Source organism: Phenylobacterium sp., assembly GCF_030697925.1.
Classification (GTDB): Bacteria; Pseudomonadota; Alphaproteobacteria; order Caulobacterales; family Caulobacteraceae; genus Phenylobacterium.
In genome coordinates this window covers 1-17,747 of sequence record NZ_JAUYOJ010000171.1, presented here as the reverse complement: position 1 = coordinate 17,747, position 17,747 = coordinate 1, and the positions used below count along the sequence as shown (strand labels likewise).

The 17,747-nt window shown below is 68.7% G+C and carries 20 protein-coding genes; 11 read left to right on the top strand and 9 right to left on the bottom strand.

Annotated features, from left to right (window positions below):
- Window positions 1–26: 26 nt before the first annotated feature.
- The 5 genes from Q8Q88_RS16375 to Q8Q88_RS16355 all read right to left on the bottom strand — a co-directional run bounded on the left by Q8Q88_RS16375 (window position 27) and on the right by Q8Q88_RS16355 (window position 4,855).
- Window positions 27–794, bottom strand: coding sequence for an SDR family oxidoreductase (locus Q8Q88_RS16375; protein WP_305676252.1), 768 nt, complete (start codon window positions 792–794; stop codon window positions 27–29).
- Between the two features lie 48 nt (window positions 795–842).
- A complete protein-coding gene (locus Q8Q88_RS16370; RefSeq protein ID WP_305676251.1) occupies window positions 843–2,678 on the bottom strand; it encodes an acyl-CoA dehydrogenase C-terminal domain-containing protein in 1,836 nt (611 codons plus the stop codon).
- 92 nt (window positions 2,679–2,770) lie between these two features.
- Entirely contained in the window at window positions 2,771–3,562 is a 792-nt protein-coding gene (locus Q8Q88_RS16365; protein ID WP_305676250.1) for a crotonase/enoyl-CoA hydratase family protein, read from the bottom strand.
- 34 nt (window positions 3,563–3,596) lie between these two features.
- Entirely contained in the window at window positions 3,597–4,388 is a 792-nt protein-coding gene (locus Q8Q88_RS16360; protein ID WP_305676249.1) for an SDR family oxidoreductase, read from the bottom strand.
- Between the two features lie 44 nt (window positions 4,389–4,432).
- Window positions 4,433–4,855 (bottom strand): PaaI family thioesterase, encoded by a 423-nt coding sequence (locus tag Q8Q88_RS16355; protein ID WP_305676248.1) that lies wholly within the window; start codon window positions 4,853–4,855, stop codon window positions 4,433–4,435.
- Window positions 4,856–5,101: 246 nt separating this feature from the next.
- On the opposite strand from Q8Q88_RS16355, the gene Q8Q88_RS16350 reads away from it, so the two are divergent.
- From Q8Q88_RS16350 to Q8Q88_RS16340, 3 genes are read left to right on the top strand one after another with little or no spacing between them, the layout of a single operon-like run.
- Entirely contained in the window at window positions 5,102–5,605 is a 504-nt protein-coding gene (locus Q8Q88_RS16350) for a helix-turn-helix domain-containing protein (protein WP_305676247.1), read from the top strand.
- Window positions 5,602–6,189, top strand: a complete 588-nt coding sequence (locus Q8Q88_RS16345; RefSeq protein ID WP_305676246.1) for a 2-hydroxychromene-2-carboxylate isomerase — start codon at window positions 5,602–5,604, stop codon at window positions 6,187–6,189. Before Q8Q88_RS16350 ends, Q8Q88_RS16345 begins: the two co-directional genes overlap by 4 nt.
- The gene (locus tag Q8Q88_RS16340; RefSeq protein ID WP_305676245.1) at window positions 6,189–6,884 is read left to right on the top strand and encodes an SDR family NAD(P)-dependent oxidoreductase; all 696 of its coding nucleotides are present in this window, start codon (window positions 6,189–6,191) and stop codon (window positions 6,882–6,884) included. Before Q8Q88_RS16345 ends, Q8Q88_RS16340 begins: the two co-directional genes overlap by 1 nt.
- A 100-nt stretch (window positions 6,885–6,984) precedes the next feature.
- Here the strand turns inward: Q8Q88_RS16340 and Q8Q88_RS16335 are convergent, their stop codons facing one another.
- From Q8Q88_RS16335 to Q8Q88_RS16325, 3 genes are all read right to left on the bottom strand, one after another.
- A complete protein-coding gene (locus Q8Q88_RS16335) occupies window positions 6,985–7,971 on the bottom strand; it encodes an MDR family oxidoreductase (protein WP_305676244.1) in 987 nt (328 codons plus the stop codon).
- A 124-nt stretch (window positions 7,972–8,095) separates the two neighbouring features.
- On the bottom strand, window positions 8,096–9,121 hold the full coding sequence (locus Q8Q88_RS16330; protein ID WP_305676243.1) for a medium chain dehydrogenase/reductase family protein: 1,026 nt from the start codon (window positions 9,119–9,121) through the stop codon (window positions 8,096–8,098).
- 37 nt (window positions 9,122–9,158) lie between these two features.
- Entirely contained in the window at window positions 9,159–9,974 is an 816-nt protein-coding gene (locus Q8Q88_RS16325; RefSeq protein WP_305676242.1) for an oxidoreductase, read from the bottom strand.
- Between the two features lie 102 nt (window positions 9,975–10,076).
- Between Q8Q88_RS16325 and Q8Q88_RS16320 the strand changes: the two genes are divergently transcribed.
- From Q8Q88_RS16320 to Q8Q88_RS16310, 3 genes are all read left to right on the top strand, one after another.
- Complete coding sequence (locus tag Q8Q88_RS16320) at window positions 10,077–10,673, top strand: TetR/AcrR family transcriptional regulator (protein WP_305676241.1); 597 nt, start codon at window positions 10,077–10,079, stop codon at window positions 10,671–10,673.
- Between the two features lie 260 nt (window positions 10,674–10,933).
- Window positions 10,934–11,128, top strand: coding sequence for a hypothetical protein (locus Q8Q88_RS16315; RefSeq protein WP_305676240.1), 195 nt, complete (start codon window positions 10,934–10,936; stop codon window positions 11,126–11,128).
- On the top strand, window positions 11,125–12,024 hold the full coding sequence (locus Q8Q88_RS16310; protein ID WP_305676239.1) for a fatty acid desaturase: 900 nt from the start codon (window positions 11,125–11,127) through the stop codon (window positions 12,022–12,024). The genes Q8Q88_RS16315 and Q8Q88_RS16310 overlap by 4 nt, the downstream gene beginning before the upstream one ends.
- Window positions 12,025–12,111: 87 nt before the next feature.
- On the opposite strand, the gene Q8Q88_RS16305 is transcribed toward Q8Q88_RS16310, so the two are convergent.
- On the bottom strand, window positions 12,112–12,876 hold the full coding sequence (locus Q8Q88_RS16305) for an SDR family oxidoreductase (RefSeq protein ID WP_305676238.1): 765 nt from the start codon (window positions 12,874–12,876) through the stop codon (window positions 12,112–12,114).
- A gap of 321 nt (window positions 12,877–13,197) precedes the next feature.
- Here Q8Q88_RS16305 and Q8Q88_RS16300 point away from each other — a divergent pair, with 321 nt between their 5' ends.
- From Q8Q88_RS16300 to Q8Q88_RS16280, 5 genes are all read left to right on the top strand, one after another.
- The gene (locus Q8Q88_RS16300; RefSeq protein ID WP_305676237.1) at window positions 13,198–13,656 is read left to right on the top strand and encodes a MaoC family dehydratase; all 459 of its coding nucleotides are present in this window, start codon (window positions 13,198–13,200) and stop codon (window positions 13,654–13,656) included.
- 34 nt (window positions 13,657–13,690) lie between these two features.
- The gene (locus Q8Q88_RS16295; RefSeq protein ID WP_305676236.1) at window positions 13,691–14,677 is read left to right on the top strand and encodes a nitronate monooxygenase family protein; all 987 of its coding nucleotides are present in this window, start codon (window positions 13,691–13,693) and stop codon (window positions 14,675–14,677) included.
- Window positions 14,678–14,850: 173 nt separating this feature from the next.
- Window positions 14,851–15,441 (top strand): TetR/AcrR family transcriptional regulator, encoded by a 591-nt coding sequence (locus Q8Q88_RS16290; protein ID WP_305676235.1) that lies wholly within the window; start codon window positions 14,851–14,853, stop codon window positions 15,439–15,441.
- A 40-nt stretch (window positions 15,442–15,481) separates the two neighbouring features.
- On the top strand, window positions 15,482–16,486 hold the full coding sequence (locus tag Q8Q88_RS16285; RefSeq protein WP_305676234.1) for an AraC family transcriptional regulator: 1,005 nt from the start codon (window positions 15,482–15,484) through the stop codon (window positions 16,484–16,486).
- A 286-nt stretch (window positions 16,487–16,772) separates the two neighbouring features.
- Window positions 16,773–17,612, top strand: a complete 840-nt coding sequence (locus tag Q8Q88_RS16280) for an enoyl-CoA hydratase-related protein (RefSeq protein ID WP_305676233.1) — start codon at window positions 16,773–16,775, stop codon at window positions 17,610–17,612.
- Window positions 17,613–17,747: the final 135 nt, after the last annotated feature.

Here is a 17,747-nt window from a genome sequence, read left to right as displayed (position 1 = left end):
TGGCGCGGCCGATGCGAGCCCTGCGCTCAGACCGCGGTCACGCCGCCGTCAACGGCGAGGGTCTGGCCGGTGATGTGCTTGCCGGCGTCGGACGCAAACAGGAGCGCGGCGCCCTTGAGGTCCTCGCTGTCGCCGACCCGCCGCAGCGGCGCCCCGTTGGCGAAATGGTCGACGCCCTTTTCCTTGAAGACGCCCGCCGTCATCTTCGAGGGAAACATGCCCGGGGCCAGGGCGTTGACGGTGATCCCATGCGGGCCCCAGTCCGCCGCCAGACCGCGGGTGAAATTCACCACCGCGCCCTTGGAGGTGTTGTAGGCGATCACCCCGGCGCCGCCGCGGAGACCGGCGATCGAGGCCAGGTTGATGATCCGGCCGTAGCGGTTGGGGATCATCGAACGCTTGGCGATCTGCTGCGACAGGATGAACAGGGAGCGGACATTGAGGTTCATCACCTTGTCCCAGGCCTCGATCGGGTGATCCTCGGCCGGCGCGCCCCAGGTGGCGCCGGCGTTGTTGACCAGGATGTCGACCCGGCCGAGCTTGGCGATGGCCTCATGGGCCAGCCGCAGGATGTCTTCGTCCTTGCCGTTGTCGGCGACGATGTAGTCCACAGTGACGCCGCGGCCTTCCAGGTGCGCCTTGGCGACCTCCAGGTCGGCGGGCTTGCGCGAGGAGATCACCAGGCGCGCGCCAGCGTCGCCCAGCGCCTCGGCGATCTGTAGGCCCAGGCCGCGCGAGCCGCCGGTGATCAGGGCGGTCTTGCCGGTGAGGTCGAAGAGGTTGGGAGCGGTCATGTCGGTCGTCCTGAAGGTCGGGTTAAAGTGGAATGGGGGGTGGCGCCGTCAGAAGGCGTCAGCCGCGAGGGCCATGAGCCCGTCGGCGCCGGACTGGGCGCGCCGCAGGAAGGTGTCGACGGCGGGCATTTCGCGTTCGAACCAGTAGCGGGCGAGCACGAGCTTGCGGCGCAGTAGGATCGGGTCGCCCTCGCCGGCGGCGAGCTTTGTTTCGGCCACGACGGCCATGCGGAGCCAGAAGGCGCCCACCAGCACCACGCCGAACAGGTTGAGCACGTCGTAGGAGGCCGCGCCCAGGGTCTCGCCACGGTCCTGGCCGGCTTGCCGAAGCCAGGCGACCACCTCCTCGATGGCCTCGGCTCCACGGAGCAGGTTTCCCGCATAGACGTCCAGCGTTGCCGAGCACATCTCGGCCGACGCCGCGATCGCCCGGAGTTCGTCGAGGAAGGCGGTGACCGCCGCCCCGCCGTCAGACGGCAGCTTCCGGGCCACCAGATCGAACGCCTGGATGCCGTTGGAACCCTCGTAGAGCTGGTAGATCCGGGCGTCGCGGACGAACTGCTCCATGCCGTTCTCGCGGATATAGCCGTGGCCGCCGAATACCTGGACCGCGGCATTGGTCCCCTCGAACCCGCGGTCGGAGAAATAGGCCTTGATGACGGGAGTCAGGAGCTGGCCGAGGCCCGCCGCACGCCGCCGCTGCGCCGGCTCGGCGCCGGCCTGCTCTTCGTGCAGCAGCTCGGCGACCCAGAGGGCCGCGGCCCGGGCGCCCTCGACGAAGGCGCGCTGCTGCAGGAGCATGCGGCGCACGTCCGGGTGGACGATGATCGGATCCGCCGCCGACCCGGTGCGATCGGCCGGGTCGACCGCGCGGCCGGATCGCCGCTCCAGGGCGTAGCTCGCGCTGTTCTGATAGGCGACCTCGGCCGCCGCCACCGCGCCCAGCCCCGTGCCCAGGCGGGCGTGGTTCATCATGTGGAACATGCCGCTCATGCCGGCGGACTTCGATCCGGGCGGGGCGTCAGCCTTCGTCGTCCCCAGCCGGTAGCCGATGGCGTCGTCGAAGTTCAGCACGCAGGTGGCGCTGCCCTTCAGCCCCATCTTCTTCTCGAGGCTGCCCACAGTGACGCCGTTGCGGGCGCCCAGAGCGCCCGTCTCGGAGTCGATCAGCACCTTGGGAACCATGAAAAGGCTCACGGTGGCCAGGTCGTCGGAATAGCGGCCCTCCGCGTCGGGCAGCTTGGCGAGCACCAGGTGGACGATGTTCTCGGTCAGGTCGTGGTCGCCGCCTGAGATGAAGATCTTGGCGCCCGTGATCCGGTATGAGCCGTCGGGCTGGGCGACGGCCCGGGTCTTCATCAGCCGCAGGTCCGTGCCGCAGTGGGGCTCGGTCAGGCACATGGTGCCGCACCAGTCGCCGCTGACCATCTGCGGAACGACGTGCTCGAGCATCCAGGGCGCGCCGGTGAGGATCAGGCTCGAGCAGGCGCCGTTGGTCAGGGCGGGATAGTGGAACAGCGCGGCGTTGGCCGACGAGGCCATTTCGGAGACTGCCTGCGAGATGACCCCTGGCAGACCGGCGCCGCCGAAGGCCTCCGGGGCGCTCAGCCGGTTCCAGCCGGCCTCGCAGTAACCGCGATAGGCCTCGCCGAAGCCGGCGGGCGTGCGCACGACGCCGTTCTCCAGGCGGCAGCCCTCTTCGTCACCAACCTGGTTCAGCGGCTGCCACACCTCCCGCAGGAAGACGCCCGCCCCCTCCAGGAGTTGCCGCGTCAGGTCCGGCTCCAGGTCGGCGAAGCCGGCGATGTCGTGCCGCGCCTGAACGCGCAGGACGTCGTGCAGCAGGAACAGGTAGTCGTCGATGGGCGGCGAATAGGTCGTCATGGGGTTTGTCCGTTGCATGGAAGGTCGACGGATCGCGGCCGGTTCAAGACCACGATCCGCCCAAAAGGCGCCCTTCCCCGACGCCTCTTGGCTCAGCGGCCTTGGAAGACCGCCGCGCGGCGTTCGACGAAGGATTGGATGCCTTCCTTGGCGTCCTGGCTTTCCATCACCCGCGCGCGGATTGCGGGGATGACGTCGATGGCGGCGCGTTCGCCGGCCTCGATGAACTTGAGGCCGGCCTCCTTGGTCACCTGGATGCCCAGCGGCGCGTTCCTCGCGATGATCGCGGCAAGCTCCATCGCCCGTTCGACCTGTTGGCCGGGGGCCACCACCTCCTGGACGAGGCCGATGCGGTGCGCCTCGGCGGCCGTGAACTCGTCGCAGAGCAACAGGTGGTACATGGCGTCGCCCCAGCCGGCGCGGGTGACATAGCGGAAGTGCGCCCCGCCAAGCGGCGCGATCCCCCGCTTGGACTCCATCTGGCACAGCCGCGCATTGTCGGCCGCCACCACGATGTCGCCGGCCAGCATGATCTCGATTCCGATGGTGAAGCAGACCCCCTGGATCGCTGTCACCACCGGCTTGCGGCAGCGGTTCTCCAGTCCGAAGGGGTCGATATTGCCCGCCGGCCGGTCAAGCTTCACAGCCTTGGGGCCGAAGAACTTGGGCATGTCGAGACCGGCGGTGAAATGCTCGCCCTCCGAGCACAGGACCCCGACCCAGAGGTCGTCGTCGCGGTCGAGGACGGTGAACGCCGCCGACAATTCCTCCATCATTTCGGGGCTGAAGGCGTTCATCTTGCCGGGATTGTCGATCACGATCTTCAGGATGTGGCCGTGGCGCTCCTGACGGACGCGGCCCACCTGGACTGCGGTTTCACTCATCGAAGGTCTCCTGGAACTGGGGTTGGGATGGCCGTCATGCCGCCTCTGGGGCGGGCAGGCCGTAGCGGGCCGGCGGAACGGCGTTCTGGCTGATCGCCTTGCTAAGCGTCCGCCGCGCATCGTCGAAGACCGTCCAGGCCTGAAGGTCGTGCAGGGTCGGCCAGCACACGAGCTCGCCCTGGTCCAGCGCCTGGAACCCGATGTCGACCACGGTCTCGGGAGACATGACGAGCTCATCGGGGAACGGCGGCGGCCGGTCGCCGAAGAACTCGGTGCGGACGGGACCAGGCAGGATGACCTGCACCTTCACGTTCGTCTTGGAGAACTCGCTCTGCAGGGAGCGGGAGAAGTTGAGGACATAGGCCTTGGAGCCGCTATAGGCCGCGGCGGTCGCCGACGGGATGACCGCGATCACCGACCCGAGATTGATGATCAGCCCGTCGTCGCGCGCCGCGAACCGGGGCGTGACGGCAAGGCACAGCCGCGTGAGCGCCAGAACGTTGATCTTGACCAGGGTCTCCACGGCGTCGCGATCGGCCGACACGCTGGGGCCGCCGGCGCCGAGGCCCGCATTGTTCACCAGCACCGCGATGTCCTGACGCGCGATCAATAGCGCCTCGATCCGCGCGAGGTCCTCCGGGTCGCCGAGGTCGGCGGGATGAACCTCCACCTGCCGTCCGTGGTCCTGGCGCAGTCTCGCGGCCAGGGCCTCCAGCCGATCGCCGCGGCGGGCGACGAGGATCAGGTCGTGGCCGCGCGCCGCGAGACGATCGGCATAGACCGCGCCGATCCCCGACGAGGCGCCCGTGACAAGGGCGTAGGTCATGTGTCTTTCCCTCTCATTTGGATCGTCAGGCCGCCGTCATCGGCTCAGCCGTCGCCTGTGTTCCGCGCGACCACGCCCTGGGCCATGGCGGCGAGCTCACCGTTCGGTCCGCGAAGCTCCCCCCGCGTTAGGCAGTAGTCCGGACCGACGCTCACCACCCATCCTTCGGCGGTGAATTCGCCTGGGCCAGCGCCGCACAAGTAGTCGAGCGATTGGGTGAGGAGCCGCGGCTCGGCCTGGCCGCCGAGCGCCAGGATGACGGCGCCGGTCATGACGTCGTCCAAGACGGCGGCGAAGAAGCCGCCGCGGACCAAGCCCTGGCCGTCCGCGAACTCGGCCCCGATATGAGCCGAGACCGACAGCCGCCGAGCCTCGGCGTCGAAGCGCGCGGGCTGCAGCTCCATGCACCCGAAGGTCGGTAGGGCGAGATCGGTCAAGAGCGCCAGGACGGTCACCGGCTTCGCCATCATCGTCCCTTCCCCTCGGCGCGGGCCGTGGCTCGCGGTCGCCCTGCCTGGCCTGGCTGCGAACCCGCGGCTCATTCCGGCGACATCTGGATGCTATGCCTCATGCATGCGAATTAACATGATGACCATCATCCAGACGGTCAAGCACAAGTTGAAGCGGATGGGCGTCTATGGGTTCGTTTTTTGCACTTGCCATTGCCTCAACGGCCAGTCACTCTAATTACAAGAGTCACTGGAACCCGCACTATGAGGCCCAAATCATTCGCCGGCATGCGCTGCTCGATCGCCGGCGCGTTGGAACTGGTCGGCGACAAGTGGACGATCCTGCTGTTGCGCGACCTGGCGCTGGGCCTTCACCGCTACGACGACCTGCGGACCAGCACGGGGATTCCGACCACCACCCTGGCCACGCGCCTGAAGAACCTGGAGGCGCAAGGGCTCGTCGAGCGGATGCGCTATCGGGTTCGGCCGCCTCGCGACGAATACCGACTTACCGACAAGGGTCGTGACTTCTGGAAAGTGACCACGGCCCTGCGCGAGTGGGGCGACCGCTGGGACGCCACGGGCTACGGCGCGCCGACCATGCAGGTGGTCGACACCAAGACCGGAAGCGAGCTGCGGCTGGCGCTCGTCGATCCTCGGACCGGCCGCGCGGTCCCGCGCGAACGGATCCGCTATCAGCCTGGACCAGGCGCCGACGACACCGTCCGCGCCCTCCTCGACAATATCAACAAGGGAGCTGGCGCATGAGCGCGACCATAGAGTTCTATTTCGATTTCCAGAGCCCCTACAGTTACCTGGCGCACAGCCAGTTGGGGATGCTCGGCGCGCCGGTTCGCCTCGTACCGATCTCGGTCCTGCCATTGATGAAGTTGGTCAACAACACGCCGACCACCATCACCTGCCCCGTCAAGCGCACCTATGCGGGTAAGGACCTGGGCCGCTGGGCGGCGCGCTACGGGGTCCAGGTGATCCCCCCCGACAGGGAAAAGCTGGACGGTGACCTTCTGCTCCGCGTGGCGACGGCGGCGCAGGACGAGACCACCCGGGCGGCGGTCGTCGATACGATCTTCAATGCAGTCTGGGGCGGCAAGGGCGACCCCTCGCCCACCGGCCTTGAGAAGACGCTCGCCGCGCGCGGGCTGCCGGCGGCCGAACTCATCGCCGCGGCTGTTCAGGAGACGACGGTGAAGGCCCTCGAGGCGGCCACGGAGGCCGCCGCGGGACGCGGCGTGTTCGGCGCGCCCACCATCTTCGTCGGCGACGAGATGTTCTTCGGAAATGACCGGCTCGATTTCGTGCGCGAAGCCCTCGCGCCTAAGGAGGTGGCGTGATGCCCTCGACCAAACCCCTGGCCCTCGTCACCGGCGTCGGCCCCGGAACCGGCGCCAGCGTTGCGCGCCGCTTTGCCGAGGGCGGCTACCGCGTCGCCATGCTGGCGCGCGACGCGGACCGCCTGGCGGCCCTCGAAGCGGAGATCCCCGACTCGATCGCCTGTCCGTGCGATGTCACTGACCTGGCCGCGCTCGAAGGCGTGCTCGCCCGCGTCGGAGCGCCGAAGGTGGTCGTCCACAACGCGGTCGGCGGCGCCTTCGGTAGCTTCCGCGATATCGATCCGTCGGTGCTGCAGCGCAACTTCGAGATCAACACGATGGCCCTGATGCACCTGGCACGGCTGACGACTCCGGCCATGGTCGAGGCGGGCGACGGCGCCCTGATCGTTACGGGGAACACCTCGGCGCAGCGCGGCAAGGCCTTCTTCGCGGGGTTCGCGCCGACCAAGGCGGCCCAACGCATCCTGGCCGAGTCCATCGCGCGCGACCTGGGCCCCAAGGGCGTGCATGTCGCCTACCTGATCATCGACGCCGTCATCGACGTGCCCTGGCAGCGGGAACGAATGAAGGACGCCCCCGACGACTTCTTCATCTCCCCGGCCTCCATCGCCGGCGAGGTTTTCCATCTGGCGCACCAGCCGCGGGACGCCTGGGCCTTCCTGGCCGAGGTGCGGCCTTTCCACGAGCCCTGGTGAGGCGCAGCGCCGCCGCCGCGCGCCAATCGGCGCGAAGGCGGCGGGTAGGCTCAGCGACGTCCCGTTCCGTCACGACGATCCATCGCGAGGCGGGCCGCGCCTAGCGGCGGACGTCCACGAGAGCCCGACCGCGGACCTCGCCGCGCAACACCGCCTGGGCGACCTGGAGCGCCTCGGCGAGCCCAACTTCGGTGACCGTGCTCTCGAGCTTGTCCAGATCAAGGTCGCGGGCAAGGCGCGCGTACGCCTCGGCTCGCACAGCGCTGGGCGCGTTGACGGAGTCGATCCCGGCGAGGGTGACGTTGCGCAGGATGAAGGGCAGCACCGTTGTGGGCAGGTCCACGCCCTGGGCCAATCCGCAGGCGGTGACCACACCGCGATACTTCGTCTGCGCCAAGGCATTGGCGAGCGTGTGGCTGCCGACCGAGTCGACGACACCGGCCCAGCGCTCCGCGCCAATCGGGCCGCGCGCCGGCGCCGACAGCGTCGCCCGATCGATGACCTCGGCGGCGCCCAGCGCCGTGAGGTAGTCCGTCTCCTCAAGTCGGCCCGTCGAGGCGATCACCCGGTAGCCGAGGCGCGAAAGCAATGCGATCGCGACCGATCCCACCCCGCCGGCGGCGCCGGTGACGAGCACGTCGCCCCTGTCGGGGGTCACGCCGCCATGCTCAAGGGCCAGCACACTGAGCATGGCGGTATATCCCGCCGTGCCGATGGCCATGGCATGGCGCGTCGAGATCGAGTCGGGGAGCTTGATCACCCAGTCGCCAGGGACCCGGGCGCGCTCCGCATAGCCGCCATGGTGCGTCTGGCTCAGGCCCCAGCTATTGACGACCACGCGATCGCCAGCCGCGAACCGCGGGTCGGAGGACGACTCGACGACGCCGGCGAGGTCGATGCCGGGAACCAGGGGGAAAGTCTTGATGATGTTGGCGCCGCTCAGCGCCAGGCCGTCCTTGTAGTTCACGGTGGACCACTCCACCGCGATGGTCACATCGCCCGGGTGCAGGTCGGCGTCCTCCATCGCCTCCACCTGCGCCACGATCGTCTCGCCGCTCTTTCGCGCCACCAAAGCCTTGAACTTCATCTTGTTGTCCTTTGAAATCTCGAAAAGATTCTGATCTGGCGCGCGCCCCCCGCGCGCCGAACGTCGGCGGCCTCGCCGCCAACGAGCGTTCCTGCAGGGCGGCGCCCCCTCGCCGGCCGGGGCCTCACGCCGTCACCAGAACGATCTTGCCGGCGACCGATCGGGTCTCCAGCGCCCGGTGGGCCTGCGCCGCCTCACGCAGCGGGAAAGTCGCGCCGACCAGCGGCGACAGGACTCCGTCCCCGACGAGCTTCAGCACCGCGGCGAGGTCCTGCTGGTATGCGAGCGGGCGTCCGTCACGCCAGGGCTGGGCCGAATAGGCGACGACTCCCTGGCCCTTTCCAAACAGCCCAAGGCTGGAGAAGCTGGCGTTCATGACCAGGTCGGCGATCGCCAGCGGATTGACCTTGCCGTCGCGTGTCATGTCGTAGGCGCCATAGAGCACCCCCACGCCGCCCGGCCGCAGGGCGGCCATGGACACCTTCTTGAAGTGCTTGCCGCCCAGGTGGTCGAACGCGGCCACGACCCCGCCGCCGCTCAGCGCGCGGGCGCGAGCCGCCACGTCCTCTGCGCGGTAGTCGACCGGTTCCCCGCCGCGGGCGCGAACGACCTCAGCCTTGCTGGCCGACGCGGTGCCAATCGCCTTGACGCCGGCGATCCTGGCCAGTTCCAGCAACAGGTTGCCGACGCCCCCGGCCGCGCCGTGCACCAGCACCCACTCCCCAGGGGCGGGACTGGCGATCCGATGAAACATCTGCCAGGCCGTCACGCCGTTGAGCACGGCGGCGACGAGCTTGGCCGCATCGACGCCTTCCGGCGCGGGCGCCAGCCATTGGGCGTTGACGTTACGGCGGGTCGCATAGGAGCCCGACACGGTCACGCCGGCGACCCGCTGGCCGGCCGCCAGCTCCGTCACGCCCGCGCCGACGGCTTCGATGCGACCGACGAAATCGTAGCCCGGCGTCACCGGCGGCGACTGCCCGGCGTACACGCCCTGGCGCATCATGATGTCGGCATAGGCGACGCCGGCCGCCTCGACGGCGACCCGCACCTCGCCCGGCCCCGGCGGCGGCAACCGACGCTCCAGTGGCGTCAGGACATCCGCGGCCCCCTTTCGAGGGACGTGCATCTCGATGGCGTCGTCGGTCATTCCGCTCTCCCCGGCTGGTCGCACGGCAGGCTCGATCCTAGGCCGGCAGGCGCATCTGCTTGCGCAGACTCTTGTCGAACGTATCGACGGGCGCGAACCGGCGCAGGACGCTGATCTGGCGCGCCACCTTGCCGGCGGCGTAGCGGCGTCGCGGGCGCCTGTCGGTGGCCGCGAGGAGCACAGTCTCGGCCACCACTTCCGGCGGATCCGACGTAGGCATGACCTCCGCCAGGAGAGCGCGCACGTCGGCCCGGGCCTGATCGTATTCGCGCAGTGTCGAATCCGCCTCGAGGGCGTTCTGGTCGAAGACGCTGCGCGTATAGGCCGGCTCGACAAGCGAGACCCGGATGTTGAAGCCCCGCAGCTCGTGGTCGAGCGACTCCGAATAGCCCTCGAGCGCGTGTTTGGTGGCGGCGTAATACGCCGAATAGGGCGCGGGGATCAGCCCCAACACCGAACTGATATTGATGATGCGCCCGCCGCCATGCCGCCGCATCGACGGGAGCACCGCATTGGTGGCGCGAATGACCCCGAACAGGTTGACGTCGAACAGCGACTGCACCTGCCCGATCGAAGACTCTTCGGCGCCGCCCTGGAGACCGAGGCCGGCGTTGTTGACCAGGACGTCGATGCGCCCCGTCCGCGACAACACGGTCGAGACGAGTGTTTTGACGGACTCATCGTCGGTGACGTCGCAGGTCAGCATCGAAACCTGCTGCGGGCCCGCGACGCCGGCTCGGCGGCTGGTCCCGAAGACGGTGAAGCCTTTGCCGGCGAGCGCTTCGGCGGTGGCTCTGCCGATGCCCATCGAGGCTCCGGTCACGATCGCCGTCTTTCCTGCGGGTAAGGTCATGTGGCCTCCATGCCCCTCCCTCACGGGTGTTGGGCGATTGCATTATGTTCATGATATGACATGATAGTCGTAATGCAATAGGCCGAGCCGCTGTGAGGACGCATGCGTTACGAAAAAGGCCGCAAGGATGAATCCCGCCGCAGGATCACCGAGATCGCGGCCGAACGATTCCGCCGCGACGGCATCGCCGCCTCGGGCCTGGCGGGCATCATGGGCGAGGCAGGGCTCACGAACGGAGCCTTCTATCCGCACTTCCGATCCAAGGCCGACCTGGTCCGCGAGAGCCTGGGAGCGGCGCTGGAGGACCAGACGAACCTGATGCGCGAGGCCCTGGCCGCGGGGGGCCTGGAGGCGGTGCTGGCGATCTATCTGTCGGCGGAACACCGCGACAATCCGGGGACAGGCTGCGCCTCCGCCGCGCTGCTGCCGGAAGTCGCCCGCCAGCCGGCCGAGACACGCGACCTCTTCGCGCAGCAGCTAGAGGGGCTCATCGGCGAGTTGGCCGACAGCTTTCCGCCGCAGACGCGCGACCCGCAGGGCGTGGCGCTGGGAGTCTATGCGACCCTCGTCGGCGCGTTGCAGCTCGCCCGCGCCGTGCCCTCGAAGGCGTTGTCGGACCAGATTCTCTCGGCCGGCGCCGAGGCAGCCCGGACGCTGGCGAGGACGGCGAGCGACGCCCATTCGGGCCAGCCAGCCTAGGTGTTCAGTCCCGAGGTTGAGGGAACGCGCGAGCCGAGCGGACCGCGCGCGCAAGCATCGGCGGCGGCGGCCCTGGCGCAAACTGTCAGGAGAATGGCGCAGCGCGCTATCCCGGCCAGCCCGCTCGCGGCGTACCCTCGATCAGCAGACCTGATTGAAGCAGGCGACAGGGAGTGATGATTATGCCCCGAGACAGCGTCGCGCCCCCGCCGGGTGGCGGAGTCGGATCAGATCCGCCGGCCGCGGCCAGCCCCAGCCTCATGGGTCGCCTGCTGGGGCTTCTGCTTCAGGGCATGCCATTCATTTTCGGGATCGGCTTCATCGCGCCGCTGATCACGCAACTCCTCGAGCGCACGCTGCCGGCCGCGGCGCAGGCCCAGTGGCCCCTGCTTGTCGGGCTCGCGATCGGCGGGACCTGGGGCGCCATTGCGAACGTGACGGGCCGGTGGCTATGAGCGTTTCCGCAACCGTGCAGGAGCGCGAACTCAGCGCGCTCTCGACCCAGGAGCTGATGCGCCTGGAGCGTTCGATCGCCGACCAGTTCATGGGCGGCCTGCCGTGGGGCTCCATCGCCTGGGCGTTCACGAACCTGGCCGTCTGGCTGTCACTCTGGCCCCTGACCCTGTCGGGCATGCTACCCCTCTGGGCGACGGCGCCCATCGCGACGCTGAACGTGATCCTCGCCTACCTGCCCTCGCACGAGGCCCAGCACCGGATCATCGCGCGGGAAGGCGAGCGGCACTTCTGGCTGAACGAGCTCGTCGGCCATCTCTCGCCGTTCCCTATGGGGCTGTCCTACGAAGCGGCCCGCCTCACCCACTATGAGCACCACAAGCACGCCAACCACCCGGAGCTCGACCCGGACATCAACACCAAGTCCGACAGCGCCTGGTACATGGTCGCCAAGGACATCCGCAGCCAGCTGCAGACGGTCTCGAAGGCGAACACCTCCTATGCCAAGGCCCTTGAGCGGCTTGGGACCGAGGAGGCCCGGCGCGCGGGTGCGGTGGCTCTGATCTACGCCCTCGCCACCAACGCCCTGCTCTTCGGGTTCGCCTGGGCCGGCTATGCGATGGAGGTGGCCGCGCTCGTGTGGCTGCCCCGCATCATCGGCGGGGTCTACATCCGGTTCTTCCTCAGCTGGTCGCCGCACCATCCGGCCGCGGACCTGGGCCGCTACCGCGACACCCGCGGCTTCCGAAGTCGGCTTGGCAATATCCTGACGATGGGGATGCAGTACCACATCATCCACCATCTCTATCCGCGCATGCCGCTGTTCCGGCATCCGGCGGCGTTCCGCGCGTTGCGGCCCATTCTCGTGGCGCGCGGCTGCCGTCTGGACGGGATCTAGCGGCGATCACGTGCTGGCCATCGGGCGGCGGCTGGCCTTCAAAGCCACTCGCGCCGTTCGACCAGGCTGACCGTCACCCGCGCTGGGTCACCACTTTTCAGACCACGGCCGCAGGACGACTTCGAAGGCCCAGGTCGAGCGATGCTGGCGATGGAGCTGCAGGTAGGTCTCCGCGATGCGGTCGGGATCGGCCATGTTGTCGTCGACCGACGTGCCCGCAAGCCGGTGCGCGCGGCTGCCGTCGTCCTGCGTCCAGCCGATCGCCGCGTCGATCGGCACATTGGCGATGTGGATGCCCTGCGGCATCAGCTCCCGCGCCATGCTCTGGGCGAGGCCGGATTTAGCCTGGCACGCCATGGCGAAGGCCGCGCTGGTCGGGAAGCCCTTGAGCGCCGCGCTTGCGTTGGTGAAGATGACCGTGCCCCGCGCGCCGTTCGCGTTCACGGGATTGTCGCGCATCACGCTCGCGGCCTGCTGGCCAACCAGAAAGGCGCTGAACGCCGCGTTGCGGAGGGTCTCCAGCGCCACGCCCGGGTCGGCTTCGGTGATGCCCTTGCGGAAGATTCCGGCGACACGGCCATCGATGTTGTGCACGACCAGGGTCGGAGTCCCGAGGTCTCGAACAACCTCCTGGAACAGGCGCGCCACGGCGGCTGGGTCGGCGGCGTCGCATCCGTAGCGGCGCACGCCATGCGACGCCTCCAGGGCCTTCAGCACCGGCTTGTCAGGGTCGCGGGCCGCGACGGCGACACGCATGTGGTTCTGCGCGAACAGCCGGGCGCAGCTCGCGCTGATGCCGGGACCGCCCCCGACGATGAGCGCGACATCTGGTGAGGCGGCGGCTTCGGTCATGTTCTCGCGGTCCTATGAGGCAGACGACGCAGGGCCCAGCTCGACTTTTGAATGTCACACATCATGCAGATGACAGCCTGATGTTCAGCATCCAGGTCGTCAAGCCTGAATTGGGCCGGTCACACCAGCTTCTGGAATCAGGCGGCGCGCAGGAGCCATGGATCGGCGCGATTGACATTCAGAATGTCGATTGACATGCTGATGGGCGGCGCTGCTCAGGCGCGTAGTCGGGCGACGCCTCCAAAGCCGCAAGGCGACAGCTTGGGCCGTTTCCTCTCGGGCCGATCGCGGCCCGCTTTCCCGTCGCAAAGGACGCCCTGCATGTCTGAGATCACTCTCGACGCCTACAAGGCGATGGCTGGCCAGGAGGTCGGCGTCTCGCGCTGGTTCGAAATCGGCCAGGACCGGATCGACAAGTTCGCCGACGTCACCGAGGACCACCAGTTCATCCATGTGGATCCCGAACGCGCCAAGGCGACCCCGTTCGGCGGCACGGTCGCCCACGGCTTCCTGACCCTGTCGCTCCTGGCGCCGATGATGTTCGACGGCCAACCGCGGATCGCCGGAACCCAGATGGCGGTGAACTACGGCTTCGACCGCGTGCGGATGATGTCGCCGGTACGAGCCGGCAGCCGCGTCCGCGGCCGCTTCGTGCTGACCGAGGTGGTGGATCGCGGGCCGGGCGAGATTCTGATCAAGAGCCAGGTCACCGTCGAAATCGAGGGCGCCGAAAAGCCGGCGCTCATCGCGGAGTCGCTTGGCCTCACGCGTTTCGCCTAAGCTCCGTTCCAACACAGCGCCCTGGGAGGCCCACATGAAGACCCGCATCACCGAGCTCTTCGGCATCGAACGGCCGATCATCCAGGGCGGCATGCACTATGTCGGCTTCGCGGAACTGGCGGCGGCGGTCGCCAACGCCGGCGGGCTGGGCCTGATCACCTCGCTCACCCAGCCCTCGCCACAGCATCTGGCCGCGGAGATCCGCAAATGCCGGGGCCTGACGGACAAGCCATTCGGCGTGAACCTGACCTTCCTGCCGTCGGTGACGCCGCCGGACTATCCCGGCTACATCCAGGCGATCATCGATGGCGGGATCAAGATCGTGGAGACCGCCGGCAACAACCCGCAGAAGTGGATGCCGCTCCTGAAGGAGAACGGCATCAAGGTGATCCACAAATGCACCTCCGTGCGTCACGCGCTCAAGGCCGAATCGATCGGCGTGGACGCCCTCAGCATCGACGGCTTCGAATGCGGCGGCCACCCGGGCGAGGACGACGTACCCAACTTCATCCTGCTGCCGCGGGCGGCCGAGGAGCTGAAGATCCCGTTCGTGGCGTCCGGCGGCATGGCCGACGCCCGCAGCCTCGTGGCGGCGCTGGCGCTGGGCGCCGAGGGCATGAACATGGGCACCCGCTTCATCGCCACGAAGGAAGCGCCGGTGCATGAGAACGTGAAGCAGGCGCTGGTGGCGGCCAGCGAGCTCGACACGCGCCTTATCATGCGTCCTCTGAGAAATACCGAGCGGGTGCTCGTCAATGCCGGCGTCGATCGGCTCCTGGAGAAGGAGCGGACGCTGGGCCACGCGATCACCTTCGCCGACATTGCGCCGGAGGTGGCCGGCGTCTATCCGCGGATCATGCTGGACGGCGAGATGGATGCCGGCGGCTGGAGCTGCGGCATGGTCGCAGGCCTGATCCACGACATTCCGACGGTCAAGGAGCTCCTCGACCGGATCATGGACGAAGCCGAGAGCCTCATCCGCCAACGCCTCGCCCGGACGCTGCCGCTCGTGCCGGCCTGAACCTGGACGGCCCACTTCACGGTCCGCATCGTCCAGGCCGGCTCGGCGAAGATAAGCGAGCCATAGCTCGCCAGCAGTCTGTCTTTGAAGACTTCTGCATGTTATGCCTCATGCATAGAGGTCAACATGATATTTATCATGCAGATCGTCAGGCACGACTTGGAGCAGATCGCGTGGGCCATTCACAAGCGGAAAAGGCGGAGAGCCGCGAACGCATCCTCGACGTCGCGGCGCGGCAGATTCGGCAGGGCGGGCTCGACAGCGTCAGCATCGCTGAGATCATGAAGGCGGCCAACCTGACGCATGGAGGCTTCTACGGCCATTTCCCGTCCCGCGCGGCGCTGATCGCCGCCGCCGTTGAGCGGGCGCTGGACCGTGGCGAGGCTTCTTTCGTCGCCAGCCAGACCGCCAACGCGCCCGTCACGGTGAAGTCCGTCGTCAACAGATACCTGGCTCCAGCGCATCGCGACGACACCCGCGACGGCTGCGCGATCGCCGCTCTGTCGGGCGATGTCGGGCGCGCCGAGGACGACGAGGTCCGCGCGCAGATGGCGCGGCGCGTCGAGCAGAGTTTCGAGGACATGGCCAAGGCGATGGGGGGCGGCGCCAAGGCGGAAGCCGCCGCCGTCACCGCGTGGTGCGCCATGGTTGGCGCCATCAGCCTGTCCAGGGTCCTGCGCGGCACGCGGCGGTCCGACGAGGTCCTGCGCACCGTGCGGCAGTCCATCCTGGACTTGGACGCGGCCGTCCGCGACGACGGCTGACGCCGCCGTATTGCGCTCGAAGCGGGGCCCAGGAGCCCACATGGTCGAGGCCCTAGAATATCTGCCGATGCCCCTGGGCTACTTCCGGCTGATCTTGCGCTGCTTCGGCGACACGTCGGAGCGGCGGGCCGCGATCCTGGCCGGCACGGGCGTCACCGATGAGATGCTACGGGACCCCACCGCCGACATCAGCCTGTTCCAGCAGGCCCGGCAGATCGAGAATGTGGCTGCCCTGTTCGGGGAGGAGTGGCCGTTGCGAGCGCCCGAGCTATGGAGCCCCACGTCGCACGGCCCGCTAGGCGTCGCGGGCGTCGCGGCGCCCGATGTCGCCACGATGATCGAGGTGGTCGCCCGCTACGGCTTTGTCCGCGCGCCCTTCTACAGCGCATCGCTGCGGCGCGGACCGCACTGGACCCAGCTTGATTTCGAGCTGACGGCAGGCCTCGATGAGCGTCATTGGCGTCCCATGATGGAGGTTTCCTTCATCGGGATCAGGGCGGGGATCGCCGCAATCCTGGCCGGCCCGCCCGTGGAAACCCGGTTCTTCTTCGCCTGCCCCGAACCCGACCATGCCCCTCAGGTCAGGGCCATACTGGGGGACGACGTCGTCTACGGGGCCCCCCGCAACGCGATCCGCCTGCCTACGGCGTGGCTCGCCGTGCAGTCCCCCTTCGCCGACGCCACGCTCTACGACGTCGCGCTCGGCGAACTGCAGGCCGCCCGGGCGCGCCTCGCGGGGTCCGTCGGCCTGCGGAGCCGGGTCGAGCGGCTGCTGAAATCCCTGCCCGCGGGCCGCCTGACCGCCGACGAGGTTGCCCGCCTCATCGGCGTGTCGCGACGGACCCTGGTCCGCCGGCTGTCGGAGGCCGGCGCCGGCTGCCGCGAACTCGTGGACGCCGAGCTGCGGAGCCGCGCCGAGCGGCTGATGCGAGATGGCGACCTGTCCCGCGCACAGATCGCCGAGCAACTGGGCTACACGGATCCCTCCAGTTTTAGCCGCGCCTGCCGTCGATGGTTCGGACGCGGGTCGCCCGCTCCCAACTGAACCGCCGCGTCCCCGCGCCTCATGAGCCTTCGGCGGCGCGAGAGCTGCTTCGCGCCTGTGGGCCGGACGGTGCGGCGCGGACCTCGGCGGGGTCGCACGTCATTCTGCATGATATTTCACATCCTGATTGACCAGGTTCGATCTCGACACTTACATGCCTGACGTCGCCGGGGTCGGCGCTCCCCGCGCGATCGACGACCGGGCCCCCTTGCCCAAGGAAGGCCTGGGGAGACCGACACAGCGCCCGACCGGACTTGAAACGCAGCGCGTCAGACAGGAGCGCACGATGAGCCACCGTCAGCTGGACACGGGCACGGACGAACTACTCGGGGAGGTGCGCGACGGGGTCGCCGTCTTCACGCTGAACCGCCCTCATGCGCGCAACGCCCTGTCCGACCGGCTGACGCCGGCGCTGCGCGCGGGGATCGCCGCCTGCGACCGCGACCCGGAGGTCGGCGCGTTCCTGATCACCGGCGCCGGCGGCGCGTTCTGCGCGGGGGGCGACGTAAAGGACATGGGAGCATCCGCGCCAACGAGCGACGCGTCCCAGGGCGCGCGCGTGGCGGAACTGACGCGGCGCCAGCGGATGCTCACGGGGGCGCTGGTCCAGAGCCGAAAGCCCAGCATCGCCGCCCTGCCCGGCCCTGCCGCCGGCGCGGGCCTCTCCCTCGCGCTGGCCTGCGATCTGCGCGTGGCCGCCGCCAGCGCATTCGTGCGCACTGCTTACGCCCGCATGGGCCTGCCCGGCGACTACGGCGTCAACTGGCTGCTCACTCGCGCGGTTGGGCCAGGCCGCGCCCGCGAGCTCATGCTGCTGTCCGAAGATGTTCCCGCCGAACGCTGCCAGCAGCTCGGACTGGTGAACCGCGTCGTGCCAGACGACGAGCTCGCTGGCGCCGCGTTCGAGCTCGCAGCCAAGTTGGCGGCCGGCCCTCGCCAGGCGATCGGGCTCATCAAGGACAATCTGGATGACGCCATGAGGCTCGACTTCCTGGGGTCCCTCGACGGCGAGGCGGCCCGCATGGTCGCCCATAGCGGTTCGGCGGAGACCCGCGAGGCGATCCGCGCCTTCGTGGAACGACGGCGACCGGACTTCAATGGGATTCGCCACAACGCAGACGCCTAGCAGGCTGTTGAAGAAGTCTCTCGGCGGGCGATGAAGTTGGCTTCGTCGCCGCGGTGGAAGCAGATTTGGCCCTTGAGGGAGCCGTCGGGCTGGCGGTCGGCCGAGCCGTGGCCTTGGGCCTCGTCCATCTCGTTG